Below are 21,819 nucleotides of genomic sequence, written 5' to 3'. Positions count from 1 at the left end.
TTCGGCGATTATTCGCCCTCGATATTCGGTTTTGGGAACGTGTCGGCGCCCAGCGTCTTGTAGAGCAAGCCGCCGACCGCGCCGCCGATCAACGGCGCCAGCCAGAACAGCCACAATTGTTGGATGGCCAGCCCGCCGACGACGAGCGCCGGACCGGTGCTGCGCGCCGGATTGACCGACGTGTTGGTGACCGGGATCGAGATCAGGTGGATCAGCGTCAGGGCCAGGCCGATGGCGAGCGGCGCAAAGCCTGCCGGGGCGCGACCATCGGTCGATCCCATGATGATCCACAGGAAAAAGGCGGTCAGCACAATCTCGATGATGAAGGCCGACCAGATGTCGTAACCGCCCGGCGATCCCGCATCGAAGCCATTGGCCGCGAGGCCGCCCGTCGCCAGATCATAAGCCGGATTGCCGCTGGCGATGTAGAACAGCAGGAGCGCCGCGACGACCGCACCAACCACCTGCGCGCCGACATAAAGTGGGATATCACGCGCCTCGAACCGCCCGCCCGCCCACAAGCCGACGGTGACCGCGGGGTTGAGATGACATCCCGAAATATGCCCGATCGCATAGGCCATGGTGACGACCGTCAACCCGAAAGCGAGCGAGACGCCGAGCAACCCGATGCCGACATCGGGAAATGCCGCCGCCAGAACCGCGCTGCCGCAGCCGCCGAAGACCAGCCAGAATGTGCCGATCAACTCGGCCAAGCCCTTTTGCATATTCGTCATATGACCCTCCTCCCCACCGGCGGCCATGGACGCCTCCGGCGCCGTGCCATCCTAGCAGCGGAACAGCGCCCCGCAAGCCTTTGCCGCGGCGCAGAAAATCAGGCCGCGGCCACCGCTTCGACGAAATGGCGGGCGCGCTGGTCGAGCGAGCGGGCCGCCTCCGACAGCCCCGCCGACAATTCGCCCAGCGCCTGCGCGCCATCGCCAACCGCCGTCGCTCCGTGGCCGATTTCCTGGACGCGCAGGTCAATTTCGCGCCCCGCCGACACCGCCTGTTCGACATAGCTTGCGATCATCAGCGTCGTGGCACTTTGCCCATCGACCGCACGGTCGATCGCGTCGGAGAAGCCATTGTTGGCGTTGATGGCCCGCTCCACGTCGTCGAATCCGGCGGTGACCTGACCGACGATGTCGCGGATGCGGTCGACATATTGGGTGATGTCGCCGGCGGCGGCGCGCGTTTGGCTGGCCAGCGTCTTCACTTCCGACGCCACAACGGCAAAGCCGCGACCCGCATCGCCAGCGCGCGCGGCCTCGATTCCGGCGTTGAGCGCCAGCATGTTGGTGCGGCTCGCCATGTCGATGATCAGCGCGAGCATCTGTTCGATGGATTGGCTTGCCGCCCTCAGCGCGCTGGCTCTTTCACCCGCCTGCTGAACCTTGCGATGCGCCTCGCCGCGCACCGCGCGGGCGCGCGACCCGTCATCGACGATCTGGGTCATCGTCGCCGCCAGCATATGCCCGCGATCGCCCAATTCGCGCAAACCCGCCAGCGTTTGCGCGGTGGCACCGGCGACGGTGACAGCGTCGCGCCCCGTCTGGCGCGCCCGATCGGACAGGCTGGCGGAAAAGGTTTCGACCTGATGCGCCATGTCGGACAGCACCGCGGTCAGCGCGGTAATATCCTGTTGGAACCGGCGCCCGGCATGGTCGACCTTGGTCGCGCGCGCCGCGCGTTCCTGCACCAATTCGGCGTCGCGCAGCATCGCCAGCCTGGCAAGCTGGCCGCTGTCCAGCGTTTCGACAAACCGGCCGCGATCGACCAGAATCAGCTCGCCCGTTCCCGGCGATTGTGCCGCGACGCGCAGCAGTTCGGGGGTCGACCGCGCGACGTCGGCGGTCGGGCAGGGTTCGATCATCGATGCGATCGAGCCGCCGATCGTCGGGTTCTGCATCAGCGAGAACCAGAAAGGACAGAAGAGCAATTCGCGCACCCGCTGCTCGCGGATGACCCCCATCGGACGACCATTCGCGTCGAGCACCGCCAGCGCGCGCAGCTCTGGATCGCCGCGAAACAGGTCGATGACCTGCGCCATATGCGCGTCAGCGGCGATCGCCGTCGCATGACCCGATGATGGCGTAAAAATATGGTCCATGACGTGCCCGACCTCTCTTCGTGCTGCGATCCCTTATTCACCCCCTGACCTAAAGCGAAGACGGTAAACACGGCTTTAACCATTTGTTTCAATGCTGTGACACAGGGTCGCAGCGCGAAGGCGACCCGTCGCAATATTCTGTTCAGATCGCGGCGGCTATGCGATGGAATGCTGGACCGCGCGGTGGCGGGGGCGAGGAGAAGACTATGCGTGCCATCATCATCGCCCTTACGGCGCTGCCGCTGCTCACCGGCTGCATCAGCGCGGTCAAGACCGTCGTCACCGCTCCGGTCAAGGCCGTCGGCCAGGTCGCCGACTGGACGACCACCAGCCAGGATGAATCCGATCGCAACCGCGGCCGCGAAATGCGTCAGCGTGAGGAGCAATTGGGCAAGCTGTCGCGCCAGCGCGACAAGGCCGCCGAAAAATGCCGCGATGGCAACGAAGAACAATGCCAGCGCGCCGAGGTGCTGGAGCATGAGATCGAAGCACTGATGGCGGCGCCGCGGTAAACGCGTCGGGATTCTGCCTGATCCTCCCTGTGGCGAAGCCATGGGGAGGTGGCAGCCCGGAGGGCTGACAGAGGGGCTTTGGCGCGCCCGTTGTCGCCCCTCCACCATTCGCTTCGCGAACCGTCCCCCTCCCCATGACTGCGTCACAGGGAGGATTCGTCACCGCACCCGCCGCCCCGTCCACACGACACGGCCGACCAGCCGGACCGACGCCATCGGCAGATCGTCCCAGCTACGATAATGCGGATTGTCGCTGATCACCGAGATCCGGCCCGGCCCCGGTGCGCGCGCGACACGCTTCACCATCAGCACATCGTCCATCCGCAGCACGTAAATCCCGTCGCGCAGCCGCGCCGCGGCGTCGCCGCCATCGACCAATATGTCGTCGCCATCGTTCAGCGTCGGCGCCATCGAATCGCCCTCGACCCGAATGATGCTGAGCGCGCGCGGATCGGCGCCCAGGTCGCGCAGCCATTTGGGGTCGAATGCCACCTCGCCCTCGACCGGCTCGCCCTCGACGCTGGCACCCGCCCCTGCCGATGCGCCGATCGCCAGTTTCGGGACCAGGATCATCCCCGGACCGCGTGACCGCGCCGGAGTCGCGACGCGCTGTACCGGCCCACCGAGCATTGCTTCGGACACCCCCAGATAAGCGGCGATCCGCGCCCGGTCCTGTTCGGCCAGCCGCCGCGGCGAACCGCGCTTGATATATTGCTGAATATAGGCGGGATTGCGCCCGATCACCTGCGACAGGCGCGCATAATCGATGCCCTTGTCGGTCAACAGGCGGTCAAGCGCGCCGCGCGGATCGGGGACATGATCGCTCATAAGGTCGCTGGGGGCTGGTCCTTCCTATTTCATTCCTAGCAAGCGGATTTTTCCTAGACAAGTAGGAAAATGATCAGCAGATAGGATTTATCCTATCGGGTGAGTCGCCCGGTTATCACGCGGTCAGGGAGGACAATATGGAACGCAGCCTGTTGCAACGGATCGAGGCTTTCCTGAAAGAATCGGCGATGCCGCCCAGCGTCTTTGGCCGCGCCGCGGTGCGCGACCCGCGGCTGGTGAGCGATCTGCGCGGTGGCCGCGAGCCGGGGCGCCACATCATCTGCCGTGTGGAACATTTCATGAACATGTGGCGCGCCGATCGCCACGCGGGCCGGGTTACGCCAATCGGGGACCGGCGGGCCCGCGCGATGCGTCAAGCCAACCGCGGCGCACCGGCATGATGCGCTGGTCGCCCGCTTTGCCGCCGCGCCCCGGCTGCCCGCACCGCCGCCTGCGCCACCTGTTGGCGCGCACGTTGCCGCTCGGCGTGGCGCTTGGCGCCTCGACGTTCCGGCCATGGGCGAGCGCGAATTTCACCGGCGCCCGCCACATTTTTCCCGGCGTGCTGGCGGTGGGCAATGGCCAGGCGGTCGCCGCTGCACTGCAGGCCGAACTGACCGCGGCCGAATGGACGTTGCCGGGCCATATCGTCGCCGATGTCGTGGTGGAATGCGGGAGCGAGCGCGGGGCGCTCCAGATCGAAATCCTGACGGTCGAGGATTAGCCGACCGACCGGCGCGTCATCCGTTGCAGGGTGCTGAGCGCGGCCTCGAGCGCGAGGTCGACCTCGGGCTCCGCCGCGATGGCGCTGCTGCCGTCGGGCGCCAGGACCGTATCGGTCGCCGTCGCCTCGCCGAGCGCTTCGCGGCGGCGCGCCAGGCCCGCCTCGAGCCGCGCCACCATCGCACCGAGCGAATTGTCGGTGGCGGCGGGCAACGGCGGCGCGTTGATCTCAGCCGGTTGCAGCCAAGGCTCGTCACCGGTCGGCGCCGCCTCCGCGGGCGCGAGATCGGCGAGCACCAGCTCATCGGCATTTTGTTCCGCAAATTCACCGAGCCACACATCGGCCTCGGCGCTTTGTTCGGCGGCGGGTTCGGGGGTTGCCGCGGTCAGCGGTCCCAGCCCGCCCGCGGGCAGGTCGCGACCGGCGCGGATCGGCGGCCGCGGCGGATCGTCAGGGTGCAGGTCGACGCGGCGGCGCCGCGCCGAAAAATCGGTCTCGCGATCGTCGCCCTCGGCGGTGTCGGCATCGGATGCGCGCCGGAACCGAGCGCGGAGCGACGACAGCCCCGCCGCATCGGGCGTCGCGATCAACAGCGCGACCAGCCCCGCGATCATCGAAGCGATCGCAGCCGTGCCGAACGCCAGCAACAACCGCGCCGCATTGCCGACCGGCGGCACGAAATAGTCCGAGAGGCGATCGAGATAGAGGTTCCAGCCGATTCCCGCGACCCACGACATCGGCATGACGGCGGCGAACAAAAAGGTCAGCGCCGCGGCGCCGATCACCGCCGGCAGCGCGGGCCGCAGCACGCGCAGCAGCGCGCTCGATGCGGCTTGGCCAGGGTTGTCGCTGCTATCGTCCATATTGTCCAATTCCGTGCGGCCCGCGGGGGCCAAAATATCGTCGCGTCGGGCGGCGCGGTCAGTCGGTGCCGCGCAGCAATCGCTGGTAAACCGGTTCGTAACGTAAAATGTTTGATGACCAGTTACGATGGGTTTCGACAAAAATACGTGCGATCCGCCTTCGTTCCGCCCAAATCCCGCGATTGTCCAGCAGCTGCGCCAGGGCATCGGCGATCGCCGCCGGGTCGTCGGGCGCGAACAGCGTGCCCGTTTGGCCGTCTTCGATCAGTTCGCGATGCCCGCCGACGTCGGACGCCGCGACCAGCTTGCCCTGCGCCATCGCTTCGAGCGGCTTGAGCGGGGTGACAAGGTCGGTCAGCCGCATTTTCTTGCGCGGATAGGCGAGGATATCGATCAGCGAATAATAGCGCTCGACCTGATCATGCGGCACCCGCCCGACAAAATGGATTTGCGCAGCTGCGGGCGACGCCGCCGCCTGCGCCTTCAGCGCCGTCTCGCGCGGCCCGCCGCCGACGAGGAGCAGCCGCGCCGCGGGCTGCGCCGCGACCAGCGCGGGCATCGCTGCGATCAAATCATCGATCCCCTCATAGTCGTAGAAGCTGCCGATATAGCCGATCACCGCGTCGTCGGCGGCGATCCCCAATGTGTCGGCAAGCGCATCGTCGCGCGGCGGCGGATCGCCGAACAGCTCGAGGTCGACGCCGTTGGGCGACACGGTAATCTTGGCGGGGTCGATGCCGCGCGCGATCAGATCGCCGCGCAGCCCCTCACAGATCACCGCGACGGCATCGGCCGACTTCACCGCATGGGTTTCGAGCTGCTTGGTCAGCCAATAGCGCAAACTACCCTCACGCCCGGTGCCGTTGCCGACCGAGGCATCCTCCCAGAAGGCGCGGATTTCGTAGATCACCGGAATACCGAGTTTTTTGCCGACACGCAGCGCGGCGAGCCCGTCGAGCACCGGCGAATGGGCGTGCAGGACATCGGGTTTCCACTCGCGTGCCAGCGCCTCGACCCGCTGCGCCAGCGCCCCGATTTCGCGCCATTCGCGGATTGGCGCGCGCGCGGGCGCGACCGGCGCGGTGCGGTAAAAGGTCAGCCCGTCGACGGTTTCGCCGTCAGGTCCGGGTTCGGGGTGGCGCACCCCGGTCACCCCGGCGACGTCCCAGCCCTTCGCGACCTGCGCCTTCATCAGCGCGCGGGTGCGAAAGGTATAGCCGCTGTGCGCCGGCAGGCTATGATCGAGGACGTGGAGGATGCGGGTCATGGCGAAGATCCACTGACATAGAAGGCTTAACGCGGCGTCAACCCCGATCGCGTAGCGGGAGCGGACATGGTCGACAATTTTTCCATTGGGCTGACGCACGTCTTGATGGCGATTGCGCTCTGGCGCCTGCTCTATCGCAGCGATCTGGACCGCGAGGTCAGCCCGCGCGCGCAATGGCAGCAGGATCGCGACGCCGAACGAAACGCCCGCCCCGATGCGTGACATCGCGTTCGTCGCCTTTCTGTTTGCCTTTATCGGCGTCGGGTTCCGGCGACCATTTCTGTTTGTGCTGTGCTTTTGCTACATCGACATCGTCGCGCCGCAGCGGCTGAGCTATTTCCTGATCAACTCGATCCCGATCTCGCTGATCGTCTTCGGTCTGGCGATCGTCGGCTGGCTCGCCGCCGACGACAAGCGCGATATGCGCTGGTCGGGGCGGCAATTCCTGCTGATCGCCCTGCTCGTCTATTGCGGGCTGACGACATCGCAGGCCGATTTCCCGGTCGAAGCCGCCGACAAATGGAGCTGGGTGTGGAAGGCGCTGGTCTGGGCCATCTTCCTGCCGCTAACCTTGCGGACCAAGCTGCGTATCGAATCGCTGGCGCTGATCATGCTGCTGTCGGCGGCGTCGATCGCGATCGCGGGGGGCATCAAGACCGCGGCGGGCGGCGGCGGTTACGGCTCGCTGCAACTGCTGCTCAACGAAAATTACGGGCTTTACGAAGGGTCAATCATGTCGACCGTCGGCGTCGCGATCATACCGCTGATCCTGTGGTATCGCCGCCATGGGACGATCTTCGCCCCCGACTGGCGCGTGTCGATCTTTTGCTTCGCGCTCTGCTTTGCCTGCATGTTGCTGCCGATCGGGACGCAGGCGCGCACCGGGCTCGTCTGCCTGGCCGTGCTCGCGGTGCTGTCGCTGCGCGCGGTCAAGCACCGCTTCCTCTATATCGCCGGCGCCGGGCTGCTCGCGATCGCCGCGGTGCCGTTCCTGCCGCAGAGCTTTACCGAACGCATGGAAACGATCCAGGGCTATAAATCCGACCAGTCGGCATCGACCCGCGTCGCGGTGTGGGCGTGGACGTGGGAATATGCCAAGGAGAACCCGTTCGGCGGCGGGTTCGAGGCCTATATCCAGAACCGCCTGCGCGTCGAAACCAGCGGGTCAGGCTATGACCCCGACCAGCCGCAAAATGCCGATGCCACCGTCCATGACGAAAAATCGCGCGCCTATCATTCGAGCTATTTCGAGATGCTGGGCGAACAGGGTTATCCGGGGCTGGCGCTGTGGCTGCTGCTCCACATCGTCGGCATCGTCCAGATGGAGCGGCTGCGCCGCCGCTATCTGAAAACGCGGCGCGGCGAGGAACAATGGATCGCGCCGCTGGCAACCGCGCTCCAGCATGGCCATATCGTCTATATGGTCGGGTCGCTGTTCGTCGGCATCGCGTTCCAGCCGTTCATCTACATGATGCTGGCGCTCGAAATGGGGCTGTCGACCTATTGTCGCCGCCGCGAACAGGAAGCCGGCTGGCGGCCGCTGACCGCGCGCCCGGCGCAGGTACCCGCGCGGCATAGCGTGCCCGGCGTGGGGTGACGGAACCATTGGGGTGGCGCTGCGCTATTGCCCCATGCCCGCCCCGCGCCTGATCCACGTCGACGACGGCCTGCCGGGCATCACGCGCGAACGCATTGGCGAGGGTTGGCGTTACCGCGATGCCAAGTGCAAAATCATTCGCGACGCGCCCGAGATCGCGCGGCTCAACGCGATCGCGCTGCCCCCGGCTTATGAGGACGCATGGTTTTGCCCTGCCGCCAACGGCCATATTCTGGCCACCGGTTACGACGCGCGCGGGCGCAAGCAATATCGCTATCACCCCGATTTCCGGCTGGCGCGCGACGCCGACAAATATGACCGCTGCGCCGCCTTTGGCCACGCGCTGCCGCTGCTTCGCGCGCGGCTGGAAAGCGACCTGGCGCGGCGGAACCTGTGTCAGGAGCGCGTCGTCGGCGCGGTTGTCCGCCTGCTCGACCTCGCCGCGCTGCGTGTCGGCAACGAACAATATGTCGCGGCGAACAAGAGTTTCGGGGCGACGACGCTGCGCCAGCGCCACGCCAAGCTGACCGGCCAGACGCTGCGGCTGAGCTACCGCGCCAAGGGCGGCACCCAGAAAGAGGTGGCGATCAGCGACCGCAATCTCACGACATTGGTCCGCCGCCTGCAGGATCTGCCGGGGCAGAAGCTGTTTCAGTATCAAGAGGATGGCGGCGTCTGCGCGGTCGCCTCCGAAGACGTCAACGCCTATATCCGCGATGCGATGGGCGACGAATTCAGCGCCAAGCATTTCCGCACCTGGTCGGCGAGCGTCGAGGCCTTTGCGTTCCTGTATGACGCGCCCGAACCGCCGACCCTCAAGGCGGTGCTGGAGCATGTCGCGGACCACCTCGGCAACACGCCGGCAATCGCGCGCAAGGCCTATGTCCACCCGGCGATGATCGCGGCGGCGCAGGAGCGCGGCGACTTTGCCACCGCCGCCGGGGCGCTGCCGCGCGCGGCCAAACATCTTTCGCGTTACGAACGCGGATTTTTGACCTATCTGGAGCGCGCGCCGGGCGCCGCGGCGCTGCTCCGCTCTGCCTGATCCAGACCCACGAGGACCGACTTGACCTTCTCCATCCTTGCCGCGGCGCAGACTGCGGCCACCAAGACCGCCACCGCGGCGCCTGCCGCGACGAGCGACCCGATTGCCGACATCCGCGCCTGGTGGGACAGCAGCATCGGGTGGATGAACAGCCACTGGTTACAGATCGGGATCGCGATCGCCGCGGGCCTCGCCATCTATTTCCTGCTTTCGATGATCCGCGGTTTTGCGCTGAAGCGCGCGCAGGCGACGCCCGGCGAATTCACCCTGACCCACATCGTCGGGCGGGTGATCCACAAGACCAAATCCTTTGTGCTCGCGATCGTCGCGATCCGCCTCGTTGCCGGCTATGCGCAGCCGCCCGTGGTGATCCTGCAGGTCATCCAGCTGGTCTTCACCGTCGCGGTGGTGCTGCAGGTCGCGATCTGGGCGCGCGAGGTTATCCTTGGCCTCATCCAGCGGCGCGCGTCGGACGGGCACAACGAAACGCTGTCGAACGCGATGGGGATCATCCGCCTGCTGATCAGCGTCGCATTGTTCGCGATCGCCGCCATCGTCATCCTCGACAATATGGGGGTCAATGTTACCGGGCTGGTCGCGGGCCTGGGTATCGGCGGTATCGCCATCGGTCTCGCAGCGCAGGGCATTTTTTCGGATCTGTTTGCATCATTGTCGATCATCTTTGACCGGCCATTCCGCGTCGGCGAGACGATCAAATATGACACCAGCACCGCGACGGTCGAACGCATCGGCCTGAAAAGCACCCGCCTGCGGTCGCTCAATGGCGAATTGCTGGTGATTTCGAACACCAATTTGCTGGGCAAGGAGATCACCAATTTCGCGCATCTCCACCGCCGCCGCATCACCTTCACCATCGGCGTCATCTATCAGACGACACCGACGATGCTGCGCGACCTACCGGCGCTGCTCGAGGAACAGGTTGTGGCGGGCGGGCACGAGTTCATCCGTTCGAGCTTTCTGACCTTTGGCCCCTCCAGCCTCGATTTCGAATTGCTGTTCGATGTGTTCAGCGACGAATTCGACGTCGTCGCCGCGGCGCGCACCGATGTCGGCATCCGGGTGTTCGACGCGATGGCACGGGCGGGATATGAGTTTGCCTATCCGACCCAGACAACCTTTACCGCGGCCCCCGACGGCACAATGATCATGCCCTATGCCGAGTCCCCGAAATCCAAGGCGGCGGCGGCAAAGGCGGCCAAGCCCGGCTGACGCTACGGCGCCTTGGCATGACCGCATGGGCCTTGTGCAACGCGTCCAGACAGGCCTAGAACGCGCCCCGAACCAATGATCGAGGGGATGAGCGATGGCCACAATCACGCCGCAGGAATTGCAGACCAAGGTCGGTGAGCATCTGGGCACGTCGGATTGGGTGCTGGTCGATCAGGAGATGATCAACAAGTTCGCCGACGCCACCGGCGACCACCAGTTCATCCATATCGACGAGGAAAAGGCGAAGCTGACGCCGTTCGGCGGGACGATCGCGCACGGTTTTCTCACCCTGTCGCTGATGCCGATGCTGGGCCAGAGCACCGACGGCCCCAAGGTCGGCGGCGTCAAGATGGGCGTGAATTACGGCTGCAACAAAGTCCGCTTTTTGTCGCCGGTCCGTTCGGGCAAGCGCGTGCGCAGCCATATCAAGCTGCTCGAGCTTGAGGAAAAGCGCCCCGGCCAGTGGCAACAGACCAATGAAGTGACCGTCGAGATCGAGGGCGAGGAAAAGCCCGCGCTGATCGCCGAATGGATCAGCCAGTTTTTCGTTTGAGCATAGCCCTCCCCGGCAAAGATTCAGCCAAACTCTTCGAAGAGGAACATTATCATGCGTGACGCCGTCATCGTTTCCACCGCCCGCACCCCGCTGACCAAGGCGGGTCGCGGTTCGTTCAACAACACGCTGTCGCCGACGCTCGGCGCCTTCTCGGTCAAGGCCGCGGTCGAGCGCGCCGGCCTCGAAGGCGGCGAGATCGACGACGTCGTGTTCGGCGCCGCCATGCAGCAGGGATCGCAGACGATGAACGTCGCGCGCCTGATCGCGCTGCGTTCGGGCCTGCCCGTCACCGTCCCCGGCATGTCGATCGATCGTCAGTGCTCGTCGGGCCTGATGACCATCGCGACCGCGGCGAAGCAGATCATCGTCGACCGTCAGGACATCTGCGTCGCCGGCGGCATCGAGTCGATCTCGAAGGTCAGCGGCAGCGGCAAGATATTCATCGAAACCGACGCCGAGCTGATCGCGATGCACAAGGATACCTATATGCCGATGATCGGCACCGCCGAGGTCGTCGCCAAGCGCTACAACATCGGCCGCGATGCGCAGGACGAATATTCGCTCCAGTCGCAGCAGCGAACCGCCGCCGCACAGGCCGCGGGCCTGTTTGCCGATGAAATCATCGCGTGTCAGGCGACGATGGCGGTGATGGACAAGGAAACCAAGGAAGTCTCGTTCAAAGAGGTCACCGCCGACAAGGACGAGTGCAACCGCGCCGACACCACGCTGGAAGGCCTGTCGAGCCTGAAGCCCGTGATGGGCGAAGGCCACACGATCACCGCGGGCAACGCCAGCCAGCTCGCCGACGGATCGTCGGCGTGCGTCGTGATGGAAGCCAGGGTCGCCGAAAAGCGCGGCCTGACCCCGCTCGGCCGCTATGTCGGCATGGCCGTCGCGGGCACCGAGCCCGACGAAATGGGCATCGGCCCGGTGTTCGCGATCCCCAAGCTGCTCGAACGCTTCGAGCTGAAGATGGACGACATCGGCCTGTGGGAACTCAACGAAGCCTTCGCGGTGCAGGTGCTCTACTGCCGCGACAAGCTCGGCATCCCGAACGAATTGCTCAACGTCAACGGCGGCTCGATCTCGATCGGCCACCCGTTCGGCATGACCGGCGCGCGCTGCGTCGGCCACGCGCTGCTAGAAGGCAAGCGCCGCGGCGTAAAATATGCCGTCGTTACCATGTGCATCGGCGGCGGCCAGGGCGCAGCAGGCCTGTTCGAGGTCTTCTGATGCGCCTCAGCGCCCCGCGTATCGAGCCGGTCGACTTGGGCCGGCTCGATGCCGACCAGCGCGCCGCGCTCGAACCCTTCCTTGCTTCCGACGGGGGCAAGGTCGGGGGCGGCAAAATCCTGAACATCTTCCGCACCCTCGCGCATGCGCCCAAGGCGCTGACCGCGTTCCTCGACTGGGGCAATTATATCCTATCGAAGCGCAATGCGCTGAGCCAGCGCGACCGCGAGCTCGTCATCCTGCGCACCGGTTATAACTGCCGCTCGGGCTATGAATGGACCCAGCACAAGCGCATCGGCCTTGATTGCGGGCTGACCGAAGAGGAAATCGCGCGGATCAAGGCTGGCTCCGACGCGGGCGGCTGGAGCGACCTCGACCGCGCGATGCTGCGCGCGACCGACGAGCTGACCAGCGACCATTTCGTCACCGACGGGACCTGGGCCGCGCTCGCGCCGCTCGGCGACAAGGGCCGCATGGATCTGGTGATGACCGTCGGCCAATACACGCAGGTTTCGATGATCTTGAACAGCTTTGGCGTCCAGGTCGAGGACGGCTGGGACGTCGACCCCGACCTGAGAGCTTGAACCAAAGGAGAATGACATGAGCGGCATCGGCATCATCGCGACCTTGCGCGTCCAGCCCGGCAAGGAAGCGGAATTTGAAGGCGTCTTCGCCCAGCTCGCCCCCGCGGTGGCCGCGAACGAGCCGGGCAACAGCTATTACCGCCTGTTCCGCACCGCCGAGGCGGGCGTGTACAAGGTGCTGGAATGTTATGACGACGGCGCCGCGGTCGAGGCGCACCGCGCCTCGGACCATTTCCGCACTCTCGGCGCCAAGCTCGGCCCCTGCTTGGCCGGAGCGCCCGAGATCGAGAAGCTGAGCGCGGTTTAGGGCCGGAAACGGCCGTTATCGACCGATTGCAGGCTTACAATTTCGTCACCCCGGACTTGATCCGGGGTCCATGACCCCTTGCGCCGCGCTATGTTGCGAGGGCGGATGGATCCCGGATCAAGTCCGGGATGACGAAGCCAGAAGGCGTCCGCTAACCACCCCTATGCGTTCGTCCATCGCCCTCAGCGCACCCGGTTGAAGTAATTCGTCCGCATCGCCGGGACGCCCTCGGCGGTGAAAAACACCACCGTTTCACTCATCGTCTGGCCGTCTGCGGCAACGGTATAGGTCCGCATCGACCCCGGCTGCCCACCGCGCGCGAGCGCAGTCACCATCACGCCGGGTTCGGGCAACCGGGTCGCCGCCATGTCGGCCTCCAGATTGCCTTCGACCGGCGTCGCGGTGCCGTCGGGCGTATAGGTCGAGGTCGCCTGGACCGCCTTGCCATCGGGCAACACAACTTTGACGTGCGTCCGCCACTGGCCCGCCCCCGCATCGCTATAGGTGATCGTCACGCTCTTTGGCCGCTCGGCCGGCGGCGTCGTCAGTTTCGCGACGTCGACCGACCAGACGCCAAGTAGCGGCGAGGTGGGCGATGGCGCGGCAAAAGCGGCGGGTGCGTGGGTGGCGGCAGCGGCGAGCAGAACGGCGTAAAGCGCTTTCATTCAACCTCTCCAGATATTTGGCAGAGCGTGATACTACATATCATGCGCGCTTTCGGCAAGCGTCTCAACCGATTTCCGCAATCTCCCCCGCCCGATCGCCGAGCAGGTAGCGCGGCCCCGCCCCGCGCTGCGCCGCCTTGTCGTCGCGGTTGTACAGTCCGCATTTCTTCAGGCTCAAACAGCCGCAGCCGATGCAATTGCCCAGCAGCTCGCGCGTGCGTTCAAGCGCCGCGATCTGGCCGTCGATGCGCGCCCGCAATCCGGTGCTGATCCGCGTCCAGTCGTCGCCGTTGGGGGTGCGCCCAGCGGGCAGCCGCGCCAGTTCGGCGGCGATCTCCTCCAGGCTCAGCCCCAGTTGCTGCGCGATCAGGATGAACGACACGCGGCGGATGTCGGCGCGCAGGAAACGCCGCTGGCCGCCGCGCGTGCGCAGCGCGTCGACCAACCCCTTCGCTTCGTAAAAGCGGATCGCCGACACCGCGACCCCGGTGCGCGCAGCCAGTTCGCCGATCGGAATGAGGTCGGTGCGGTGCATCCTATTCTCCTTTTCGTCATTGCGAGGAGCCGCAGGCGACGCGGCAATCCAGAGCTGCGGTAACCGCTCCGGATTGCTTGGCCTATGGCCCGCTTCGCTCGCGATGACCGGCTTGATGATCAACTCGACATTTCTCTTGACATAAACCTGACTTGAGCTTGCAAAAACGCGGCGTCAACCCGAATCATGGAGCAACCCCAAGTGACGCACCCCTTTATCGAACATGTGAATCTCACCGTGAGCGACGCCGAGCGGACCGCCGGGCTGATATCCGGGATCTTTGGCTGGCACGAGCGGTGGCGGGGCGGCGCCCGCGACGGCGGCACCGCAATCCATGTCGGCAGCGATCACTCCTACCTCGCGGTCTATAGCGGACCCGACGGCAAATATGCGGGCGACCGCTACCCCCAGGGCGCGCCGCTCAACCATGTCGGGATTCAGGTCGATGATCTCGCCACGATCGAGGCGCGGGTCAAAGCTGCCGGCCTCGCCACGTTCAACCATGACGATCACCCGCCGGGCCGTCGCTTCTATTTCCTCGACCACGACGGCATCGAATATGAAGTGTTCAGCTATGCCGAACCGAAAACCATGCCCAGTGACGCAACATACGAGCGGCTGTCGCGTTTCCATCTTATTCTGAAATAAGAAGGAGCCTCGCGCATGAGCGACGACATCAAACAGCAATTCTGGAAGGCGCTGGCCGACAGCCCCTATATCATGATCGGCGCCACTGGCGAGCGCGAACATCATATCCCGATGAATGCTCAGCTCGACAAGGACGCCAACAGTGCTTTCTGGTTCTTCACCTCGACCGACAACCGCCTAGCTGGCGGTGGCCCGGCGATGGCGCAATTCGCGTCGAAAGGGCACGACCTGTTCGCTTGCATTTCGGGGACGCTGGTCCACGAAAGCGACCGCGCGGTGCTCGACAGGCTGTGGAACAACGGTATCGCGGCCTGGTATGAAGACGGCAAGGACGACCCCAAGCTGGTCCTCCTCCGCTTCGATCTGGACAACGCCGAAATCTGGACCGCCGATCCGGGTATCAAGGGCATCTTCAAGCTGATGACCGGCATGACGATGAAGGAAGGCGAACTCGGCCAGCATGCGGAGGTGGCGCTTTAGGAGATATCCTCCCTGTGGCGAAGCCATGGGGAGGTGGGCAGCGCGAAGCGCTGACGGAGGGGCATGGGCGCCAACGTTGCCGCCCCTCCACCATTCGCTTCGCGAACGGTCCCCCTCCCCATCGCTGCGCGACAGGGAGGATCTATCACCCCACCGGCGGTCCGATCCGCCCTTCGCGAAACTCGAAACCTGGCTCACGGTCCCGCGCCAGCAGCGCGGGGCCGTCCAGATCGACCCACCGCGCCCGCTGCGCCAACACGAACGCCGGCGCGATCGCCAGACTGGTCGACAACATGCACCCGACCATGATCGATAATCCCGCGGCATCGGCGGCGTCGGCGATGCGCAGCGCCTCGGTCAGCCCGCCTGCCTTGTCGAGCTTGATGTTCACCCCATCGTAAAAAGCCCCGATCCGCGCGACATCCGCCGCGGTCTGACAGCTTTCGTCGGCAACGAAAGGAATCGGCGCGTAAATCGGATCGAGCAGCGCATCGGCGCCGACCGCCACCGGCTGCTCGATCATCTCGACGCCGAAATCGGCAAGCGCCTCGGCCTCGGCCAAGATATCGAGCTGCCCCCAGCTTTCATTGGCATCGACGATCAGCCGCGCCTCGGGCGCGCCCGTGCGCACCGCCGCCACCCGCAGGCGGTCATCGTCGCCGGTCAGCTTGATCTTAAGCAGGCGATACCCGTCGGCCTCGGCGGTCGCGGCCTGTTCGGCCATTGCCCCCGGCGCCCCCAGCGAGATGGTGAAGGCGGTGACCCGCGCCGTCGGCGCCCCGTCGCAGCCCGCCAGCTGCCACAGCCGCAGCCCGCGCTGCTTCGCCTCCAGATCCCACAGCGCGCAGTCGAGCGCGTTGCGCGCGGCGCCGGGCGCCATCAAGTCCTGCACCGCGGCGCGGGCGGTCGCCGCGTCCATGTCGGCGATATGCGGCGCCGCGTGCAAAATCTGGTCGCGGCATCCGGCGGCGTCCTCGCCCAAATAATAGACGGGCGTACCCTCGCCGCGCCCGATTGCGCTCTCACCTTCGACTTCGGCGACAACCACATCGACGAACGTCTTGGCGCCGCGCGCGATCACGAACGATCCCGCGACCGCCCAACGCTCAACGCGCGCGCTTTTCAGTTGGATAGCCATGCAGGAAGGCTAGGGTAGATCGCGATGACCGGCAAATCCCTTTCCGAACGCATCGGCGACCTCGGCCACCGCCTCGCAGTCGAGGCGCACGCCGCGTGGCTCGCCGCGCGCGACCCGCGCGTGCCGACGCTCGCGCGGTTCCTGGCAATCGCGGTCGCGGCCTATGCACTGTCGCCGATCGACCTGATCCCAGATTTCATTCCGATATTGGGCTGGCTCGACGACCTGATCGTCGTCCCGCTGGGCTTATGGGCGGTGCGCCGTCTGATCCCCGGTCCGCTATGGAGCGAACTCCATGCCGCCGCCGAAGCCGCCAGCGAACGCCCGTCGAGCCGCAGCGGGCTGGCGGTCATCCTGCTGCTGTGGGCAGGATTGCTCTATCTGGTCTATTGGGCGGTGCGGACGTCGCCGATGCATTGAGTCTGGCACGTCAAAGAGGCAGGAAACGTCGGTTTTGTGTCATGAAAACGGCTATTCTTCTTCGTCACCCCGGACTTGATCCGGGGTCCACGACCCCTTGCGCCGCACTATGTTGAGAGCGCTGATGGATCCCGGATCAAGTCCGGGATGACGAAATTATAGGTCTGTAACCGACCCTCACCCGCCGTTGCTGCGGATCCACCCCTCGACCATCGGCGCAATATCCTCGCGCCATTTGCGGCCGTTGAAGATGCCGTAATGGCCGACGGTCTTCGCCATCAGATATTTCTTCTTCTCGGTCGGCAGCGATTTGGTCAGCGTCAGCGCCGCCTTGGTCTGGCCGATCCCCGAAATATCGTCGCGCTCGCCCTCGATCGCCAGCAGCGCAATATCCTCGATCGCATTCAGGTCGACCGGTTTGCCGCGGTGCAGCATTTCGCCCTTCGGCAGCGCGTGGCGCTGGAACACCAGATCGACCGTCTGCAGATAGAATTCGGCGGTCATGTCGCATACCGAGCGATATTCGTCGTAAAATTCCTTGGTCTTGTCGGCTTCCTCGCCGTCGCCGTCGACCAGATGTTTGAACATCGACCAGTGGCTCATCATGTGGTTGCCCAGGTTCATCGACATGAAGCCGGCGAGCTGCAGAAACCCCGGATAGACGCGGCGGCCGGCGCCCGGATAATAGGCCGGCACCGTCGCGATGACATTTTCCTGGAACCACGCGTGCGGCCGCGTCATCGCATGCTGGTTCACGGCGGTCGGCGCCTTGCGCGTGTCGATCGGGCCGCCCATCATGGTCAGCGTCTTGGGCCGGGCCTTATTCTTGTCGGCGGCCATGATCGCCGCCGCGGCGAGCGCCGGAACCGACGGCTGACACACCGCCAGCATATGCGCGCCGGGGCCGATATGCTCCATCCAGCCGATCAGATAATCGATATAGTCGTCGAGGTCGAATTTCCCCGCTTCCAGCGGCACGTTGCGCGCGTCGCGCCAGTCGGTGATCCACACGTCATGCCCGGGCAGCATCCGCTCGACCGTACCGCGCAGCAACGTGGCATAATGGCCCGACATCGGCGCGACGATCAGCAGTTTCGGCGCGTCTTTCGCACCCTTGTGCTTGAAATGCTTGAGCTGGCCGAACGGTTTACGCGCCTCAATCGCTTCGGTCACACGAACCGTTTCGCCATCGACGACGGTTTCGTACAGCTCGAACCCCGGCTTGCCGCGCGGCGCAGCGGCGTGCGCGAACACTTCCAGCGCCGACGCGAATTGCGGACTGCCGCCGAAATAGCCGAGCGGGTTCGCCGGGTGCTGCATCACCTGCGCCCCCGCGGTCGCCAGCGCACTCGCGCCCGCCAGCCAGCTCTTTTGCATTTCAAAGGCGTGATACAGCATATTCGATGATTCCTTGGCAAGCCCCGGCGCTCTTCGGGCGCCCGTTCATTGGGGTCAGTCTAGGCCTTCCGTCTCATTGTGCAATGCATCATAATCGGTTTTGACGGGGATCTTTGTTCCGTTTCCGCATTGTCCGGCATGCAGCATGGCTTCAAAGCGCTTGAAGCAAGGGGTCATTCTGCGCCGTTGAGCGCGGCCATCGCCGCTGCTAGGGCCGATGCGATGGCCAGCACCCCCGATCTTTCCGCCGCGAAAGCCTCCACCGAACCCCGCCGCAAGCTCGGTAGCCTGCGCATGATCTGGCATTATGCCAGCGCCTATCCGCTGCAACTGGCGATTGCCGCGATCGCGCTCGGCGTTGCTGCGCTCGCGACGCTGGCGATTCCCTGGCAGTTCAAGGAAATGATCGACAGCGGTTTCGTGGCCGGCGGCGGCGACGTCGCCCCCCATTTCCGGCTGTTCTACGTCATCGTCATTCTCCTCGCACTCGCCACCGCGCTGCGCTTCTATTTCGTCAGCTGGCTGGGTGAACGCACCGTCGCCGACATCCGTCAGGCGGTGCAGCGCAACCTGCTGCGCCTGGCGCCCGGCTTCTTCGAGGAAAACCGCCCGTCGGAAATCGCCTCGCGGATGACGTCGGATACGACGATTATCGAACAAGTCGTCGGAACGACGGTGTCGGTCGCCCTGCGCAACACGGTGATGGGAATTGGCGGCATCGCCTATCTCTTTTCGCTGTCGCCCAAGCTGACCGGCGGCATCTTGCTTGGCATCCCGGTCATCATCATGCCGATCGTCCTGCTCGGCCGAAAGCTCCAGAATGTCTCGCGCACCAGTCAGGACCGCGTCGCCGATATCGGCGCCACCACCTCCGAACAATTGGGGGCGATGAAGATCGTCCAGGCGTTCGGCCAGGAAGAGCGCGAGGCGATCCGCTTCACCGCGGCGGTCGAGGCCAATTTCGCGACCGCAAAGCGCCGCATCCGCCTGCGCGCGATCATGACCGCGATCGTCATCGGCCTGCTGTTCGGGGCGATTACGACGCTGCTGTGGTACGGCGCCGCCGGTGTTGCGGCGGGAACGATCACCGGCGGCACCATCGCCGCCTTCGTCCTGACCGGCGGATTGGTGGCGGGCGCGTTCGGCGCGCTGACCGAGGTCTATGGCGACCTGCTGCGCGCGGCCGGCGCCGCCGAGCGGCTCAGCGAGCTGCTCAACGCCGAACCCAGCATTGCGCCGCCTGCCCACCCGCGCGCCTTTCCCGAACCGCCCATCGGCACGCTCGAATTTGCCGAGGTTGAATTCCATTATCCCACCCGTCCCGACGCGCCGGCACTGCACGGCTTCTCGCTCGCGATCGCGCCGCGCGAGACGGTGGCGATCGTCGGCCCATCGGGCGCGGGAAAATCGACCTTGTTCCAGCTCGCCGAGCGCTTCTACGATCCGCAGGCGGGACAAATCCTGCTCGATGGCGTCCCGCTCGTCGAGGCCGATCCCGCCGACATCCGCACCCGCATCGCGATGGTGCCGCAGGAGACGGTGATCTTCGCCGCCTCGGCGCGCGACAATCTGCGTTACGGCAATTGGGACGCGACCGACGAACAATTGTGGGACGCCGCGCGCGCCGCCAATGCCGAAGAGTTCCTCCGCAAGCTGCCGCAAGGCCTCGACACCTTCATGGGCGAGGGTGGTGCGCGTTTGTCGGGTGGTCAGCGCCAGCGCGTCGCGATCGCCCGCGCCCTGCTCCGCCGCGCCCCGCTGCTACTGCTCGACGAAGCGACCTCGGCGCTCGACGCCGAATCCGAAAAGCTGGTGCAGGACGCGCTCGAAACATTGATGCACGACCGCACCACGATCGTCATCGCGCACCGCCTCGCCACGGTGCGCGCCGCCGACCGCATCATCGTCATGGATGACGGCCGCATTGTCGAGGAGGGCAAGCACGACGAACTGGTCGCCGCCGACGGCCTCTACGCCCGCCTCGCGCGGCTGCAATTTCAGGACAATCTCGCCCCCGCCTGACCGGTTCCTACCCTCCAAAGGATGTGACGATGCTCTACGACCTGACCGTTCCCGCCTATCAGAACGGCCTACGCGCGCTGTCGGGCCAGCTTGCCAAAGCCTTGGCCTGGGGCGCCGACAATGGCGTCGGCGAATTGCAGCTCATCGTCGCGCGGCTCGCGCCCGACATGTTCCCGCTCGCATCGCAGGTACGTTTCACCTGCCTGCAGGCGATCCAGCCGCCGACCCGCCTCGGCGCGACCGGCGCCCCCGCACTCACCGACGACGCGGACGACTTCGCGGGCCTTCAGGCCCAAATCGCAGCGACGCTCGCGTGGCTCGACACCGTCGATGCCGCCACGCTCGACGCCGACCCCGATCGCCCGGTCGATTTCGACCTGCCAAACGGCATGACCTTCGACATGACTGCGCGCACCTACGTCCGCGACTGGGCACAGCCGCAATTCTACTTCCACCTTGTCGCGGCCTATTCGATCCTGCGCCATATGGGCGTCCCGCTCGGCAAGGCCGATTATGTCAGCTATATGATGGCCTATCTTCGGCCCGGCACCGCGCCCGCGGCTTAACCGCGGCGCGCGCGAACCCAGTCGGTTCAGATCAGCCCGGCATATTGCCGGATCCCGGGAAAAGCGAGTTTCGACCCGCCGTTGCGCCGGATCGCGCCGATCGCCTCATCGACGCGCAGATAGCGCGCCCGCGCGTCGGGTTCGAGCAGGATTGCCGCCGGCTCGGGACGGTCGGCGGCCTGTTTGACCAGCATACCCAGTTCGGCCAGATCGACCGCCTCGTTGTTCCAGCGGATCACGTCGGCGGTGTCGATCGTTACCCGGTTCTCGTCCGCAACCGGAATCCCGACGCCATCGGCGGGCAAGGTCACATCGACGCTGTGGGTTGGCGGCGGGATGGTGATGATGAACATCACCAGCATGACCAGCATCACGTCGATCAGCGGCGTGGTGTTGATGTCGGGATCGCCATTGGGGTCGGCGCGAAAAATGCTGCGATGAAACATGCTGCGGCGTTGGCGCATCGTCTCTCTCCCGGTCGGGACAGGCCGCGCCGCGATGGACGGGCACCCACCCCTCATCAAGGGTCCAAGACCATCTCGCACCCTGATTGTAATGGTATATCATAAATACCCACGAGCAAGCGAAATATGAAAAGGACGGGGCCAGCCATCGCCATGCGCCGCGCGCAACAAGAAAGGGCGGCACCTTGCGGTACCGCCCTTCTTTTCGTTCCAGTCCCGGTCGGGAGCGGAAACCGGTCTTACATGCCCGAGTTCGGACCGTAAGTGATTTCCACGCGACGGTTCTGGTCGTTGCGGACGCCATCGGCGGTGGCAACGGCCGGGCGGCTTTCGCCGAAGCCCTGCGCGCTGATCGAGCCATCCGAGATACCGCGAGCGGTCAGATAGCTGCGAACCGCGGTGTTGCGGCGTTCCGACAGGCCGACGTTGTACGTGGCCGAACCCGAACGGTCAGCGTGACCGGCGAGCATGACCTGCGTACCCGTGCAACCACGGTTGTAGGCGCTGATCGCGTTGTCGAGCGTCGAAGCGGCTTCCGGCGTGATGTTCGACTGATCCCAGTCGAAGTACACGATGTACGGCCCGGGCTCACACTGCACGACCGGCGGCGGCGGCGGGGGCGGGGGC

Annotated in this window: 27 protein-coding genes; 16 read left to right on the top strand and 11 right to left on the bottom strand. The window is 65.4% G+C overall.

What is annotated here, in order from left to right; genetic code table 11:
* Positions 1–8 precede the first annotated feature (8 nt).
* The gene (gene aqpZ, locus FFS68_RS14905) at positions 9–734 is read right to left on the bottom strand and encodes an aquaporin Z (RefSeq protein WP_137753984.1); all 726 of its coding nucleotides are present in this window, start codon (positions 732–734) and stop codon (positions 9–11) included.
* Positions 735–832: 98 nt separating this feature from the next.
* A complete protein-coding gene (locus tag FFS68_RS14900) occupies positions 833–2,110 on the bottom strand; it encodes a methyl-accepting chemotaxis protein (RefSeq protein ID WP_249340181.1) in 1,278 nt (425 codons plus the stop codon).
* Positions 2,111–2,316: 206 nt separating this feature from the next.
* On the opposite strand from FFS68_RS14900, the gene FFS68_RS14895 reads away from it, so the two are divergent.
* Positions 2,317–2,622, top strand: coding sequence for a hypothetical protein (locus tag FFS68_RS14895; protein ID WP_137753983.1), 306 nt, complete (start codon positions 2,317–2,319; stop codon positions 2,620–2,622).
* Between the two features lie 159 nt (positions 2,623–2,781).
* Here FFS68_RS14895 and FFS68_RS14890 read toward each other — a convergent pair whose 3' ends face one another.
* A complete protein-coding gene (locus tag FFS68_RS14890; RefSeq protein WP_137753982.1) occupies positions 2,782–3,450 on the bottom strand; it encodes a S24 family peptidase in 669 nt (222 codons plus the stop codon).
* A gap of 137 nt (positions 3,451–3,587) precedes the next feature.
* Between FFS68_RS14890 and FFS68_RS14885 the strand changes: the two genes are divergently transcribed.
* Positions 3,588–3,851 carry a hypothetical protein gene (locus tag FFS68_RS14885; RefSeq protein ID WP_137753981.1) on the top strand — a complete coding sequence of 88 codons (264 nt, stop codon included), beginning with the start codon at positions 3,588–3,590 and terminating at the stop codon, positions 3,849–3,851.
* Positions 3,848–4,174 carry a hypothetical protein gene (locus FFS68_RS14880; protein ID WP_249340180.1) on the top strand — a complete coding sequence of 109 codons (327 nt, stop codon included), beginning with the start codon at positions 3,848–3,850 and terminating at the stop codon, positions 4,172–4,174. The genes FFS68_RS14885 and FFS68_RS14880 overlap by 4 nt, the downstream gene beginning before the upstream one ends.
* Here the strand turns inward: FFS68_RS14880 and FFS68_RS14875 are convergent.
* Both FFS68_RS14875 and FFS68_RS14870 read right to left on the bottom strand, forming a co-directional pair.
* The gene (locus tag FFS68_RS14875; protein WP_137753980.1) at positions 4,171–5,037 is read right to left on the bottom strand and encodes a hypothetical protein; all 867 of its coding nucleotides are present in this window, start codon (positions 5,035–5,037) and stop codon (positions 4,171–4,173) included. The two genes, FFS68_RS14880 and FFS68_RS14875, sit on opposite strands and share 4 nt — an antisense overlap.
* Positions 5,038–5,095: 58 nt before the next feature.
* A complete protein-coding gene (locus tag FFS68_RS14870) occupies positions 5,096–6,304 on the bottom strand; it encodes a TIGR04063 family PEP-CTERM/XrtA system glycosyltransferase (RefSeq protein ID WP_137753979.1) in 1,209 nt (402 codons plus the stop codon).
* Between the two features lie 66 nt (positions 6,305–6,370).
* Here FFS68_RS14870 and FFS68_RS17960 point away from each other — a divergent pair, with 66 nt between their 5' ends.
* From FFS68_RS17960 to FFS68_RS14835, 8 genes are all read left to right on the top strand, one after another.
* Positions 6,371–6,526 (top strand): hypothetical protein, encoded by a 156-nt coding sequence (locus FFS68_RS17960; RefSeq protein WP_171003903.1) that lies wholly within the window; start codon positions 6,371–6,373, stop codon positions 6,524–6,526.
* Positions 6,519–7,901 (top strand): putative O-glycosylation ligase, exosortase A system-associated, encoded by a 1,383-nt coding sequence (locus FFS68_RS14865; RefSeq protein ID WP_137753978.1) that lies wholly within the window; start codon positions 6,519–6,521, stop codon positions 7,899–7,901. Before FFS68_RS17960 ends, FFS68_RS14865 begins: the two co-directional genes overlap by 8 nt.
* A 34-nt stretch (positions 7,902–7,935) precedes the next feature.
* Positions 7,936–8,946: a DNA topoisomerase IB gene (locus tag FFS68_RS14860; RefSeq protein WP_137753977.1), complete on the top strand. Its 1,011-nt coding sequence runs from the start codon at positions 7,936–7,938 to the stop codon at positions 8,944–8,946.
* 21 nt (positions 8,947–8,967) lie between these two features.
* On the top strand, positions 8,968–10,176 hold the full coding sequence (locus FFS68_RS14855; protein ID WP_249340179.1) for a mechanosensitive ion channel domain-containing protein: 1,209 nt from the start codon (positions 8,968–8,970) through the stop codon (positions 10,174–10,176).
* 94 nt (positions 10,177–10,270) lie between these two features.
* The gene (locus FFS68_RS14850; RefSeq protein ID WP_137753976.1) at positions 10,271–10,729 is read left to right on the top strand and encodes a MaoC family dehydratase; all 459 of its coding nucleotides are present in this window, start codon (positions 10,271–10,273) and stop codon (positions 10,727–10,729) included.
* A 54-nt stretch (positions 10,730–10,783) separates the two neighbouring features.
* Positions 10,784–11,965: an acetyl-CoA C-acyltransferase gene (locus tag FFS68_RS14845; protein ID WP_137753975.1), complete on the top strand. Its 1,182-nt coding sequence runs from the start codon at positions 10,784–10,786 to the stop codon at positions 11,963–11,965.
* On the top strand, positions 11,965–12,549 hold the full coding sequence (locus tag FFS68_RS14840; RefSeq protein WP_137753974.1) for a carboxymuconolactone decarboxylase family protein: 585 nt from the start codon (positions 11,965–11,967) through the stop codon (positions 12,547–12,549). Before FFS68_RS14845 ends, FFS68_RS14840 begins: the two co-directional genes overlap by 1 nt.
* A 16-nt stretch (positions 12,550–12,565) precedes the next feature.
* Complete coding sequence (locus FFS68_RS14835) at positions 12,566–12,856, top strand: putative quinol monooxygenase (RefSeq protein ID WP_137753973.1); 291 nt, start codon at positions 12,566–12,568, stop codon at positions 12,854–12,856.
* 182 nt (positions 12,857–13,038) lie between these two features.
* Here the strand turns inward: FFS68_RS14835 and FFS68_RS14830 are convergent, their stop codons facing one another.
* Together FFS68_RS14830 and soxR are read right to left on the bottom strand one after the other, a co-directional pair.
* Positions 13,039–13,521 carry a hypothetical protein gene (locus FFS68_RS14830; RefSeq protein WP_137753972.1) on the bottom strand — a complete coding sequence of 161 codons (483 nt, stop codon included), beginning with the start codon at positions 13,519–13,521 and terminating at the stop codon, positions 13,039–13,041.
* Positions 13,522–13,585: 64 nt separating this feature from the next.
* Entirely contained in the window at positions 13,586–14,056 is a 471-nt protein-coding gene (soxR, locus tag FFS68_RS14825) for a redox-sensitive transcriptional activator SoxR (RefSeq protein WP_137753971.1), read from the bottom strand.
* Between the two features lie 201 nt (positions 14,057–14,257).
* Between soxR and FFS68_RS14820 the strand changes: the two genes are divergently transcribed.
* The gene (locus tag FFS68_RS14820) at positions 14,258–14,704 is read left to right on the top strand and encodes a VOC family protein (RefSeq protein ID WP_137753970.1); all 447 of its coding nucleotides are present in this window, start codon (positions 14,258–14,260) and stop codon (positions 14,702–14,704) included.
* Between the two features lie 15 nt (positions 14,705–14,719).
* Positions 14,720–15,184: a pyridoxamine 5'-phosphate oxidase family protein gene (locus FFS68_RS14815; RefSeq protein WP_137753969.1), complete on the top strand. Its 465-nt coding sequence runs from the start codon at positions 14,720–14,722 to the stop codon at positions 15,182–15,184.
* 145 nt (positions 15,185–15,329) lie between these two features.
* Here FFS68_RS14815 and FFS68_RS14810 read toward each other — a convergent pair whose 3' ends face one another.
* Positions 15,330–16,322 (bottom strand): dipeptide epimerase, encoded by a 993-nt coding sequence (locus FFS68_RS14810; RefSeq protein ID WP_137753968.1) that lies wholly within the window; start codon positions 16,320–16,322, stop codon positions 15,330–15,332.
* A gap of 24 nt (positions 16,323–16,346) precedes the next feature.
* Between FFS68_RS14810 and FFS68_RS14805 the strand changes: the two genes are divergently transcribed.
* Positions 16,347–16,742, top strand: a complete 396-nt coding sequence (locus FFS68_RS14805) for a YkvA family protein (protein WP_137753967.1) — start codon at positions 16,347–16,349, stop codon at positions 16,740–16,742.
* A gap of 177 nt (positions 16,743–16,919) precedes the next feature.
* Here FFS68_RS14805 and phaZ read toward each other — a convergent pair whose 3' ends face one another.
* Positions 16,920–18,140, bottom strand: a complete 1,221-nt coding sequence (phaZ, locus tag FFS68_RS14800; RefSeq protein WP_137753966.1) for a polyhydroxyalkanoate depolymerase — start codon at positions 18,138–18,140, stop codon at positions 16,920–16,922.
* Positions 18,141–18,362: 222 nt separating this feature from the next.
* On the opposite strand from phaZ, the gene FFS68_RS14795 reads away from it, so the two are divergent.
* Both FFS68_RS14795 and FFS68_RS14790 read left to right on the top strand, forming a co-directional pair.
* A complete protein-coding gene (locus tag FFS68_RS14795) occupies positions 18,363–20,162 on the top strand; it encodes an ABC transporter transmembrane domain-containing protein (protein WP_137753965.1) in 1,800 nt (599 codons plus the stop codon).
* A 29-nt stretch (positions 20,163–20,191) separates the two neighbouring features.
* Positions 20,192–20,728, top strand: coding sequence for a DUF1993 domain-containing protein (locus FFS68_RS14790; protein WP_137753964.1), 537 nt, complete (start codon positions 20,192–20,194; stop codon positions 20,726–20,728).
* Positions 20,729–20,754: 26 nt separating this feature from the next.
* Here the strand turns inward: FFS68_RS14790 and FFS68_RS14785 are convergent, their stop codons facing one another.
* A complete protein-coding gene (locus tag FFS68_RS14785) occupies positions 20,755–21,192 on the bottom strand; it encodes a biopolymer transporter ExbD (RefSeq protein ID WP_137753963.1) in 438 nt (145 codons plus the stop codon).
* A gap of 239 nt (positions 21,193–21,431) precedes the next feature.
* Positions 21,432–21,819 (bottom strand): OmpA family protein (locus FFS68_RS14780; protein ID WP_137753962.1); only part of this gene is annotated, 388 nt, incomplete at its 5' end.

Source organism: Sphingopyxis sp. L1A2A, assembly GCF_005502465.1.
Lineage (GTDB): Bacteria > Pseudomonadota > Alphaproteobacteria > Sphingomonadales > Sphingomonadaceae > Sphingopyxis.
The sequence above is the reverse complement of the archived record's forward strand: the minus strand, read 5'-3'. Positions and strand labels throughout refer to the sequence as shown.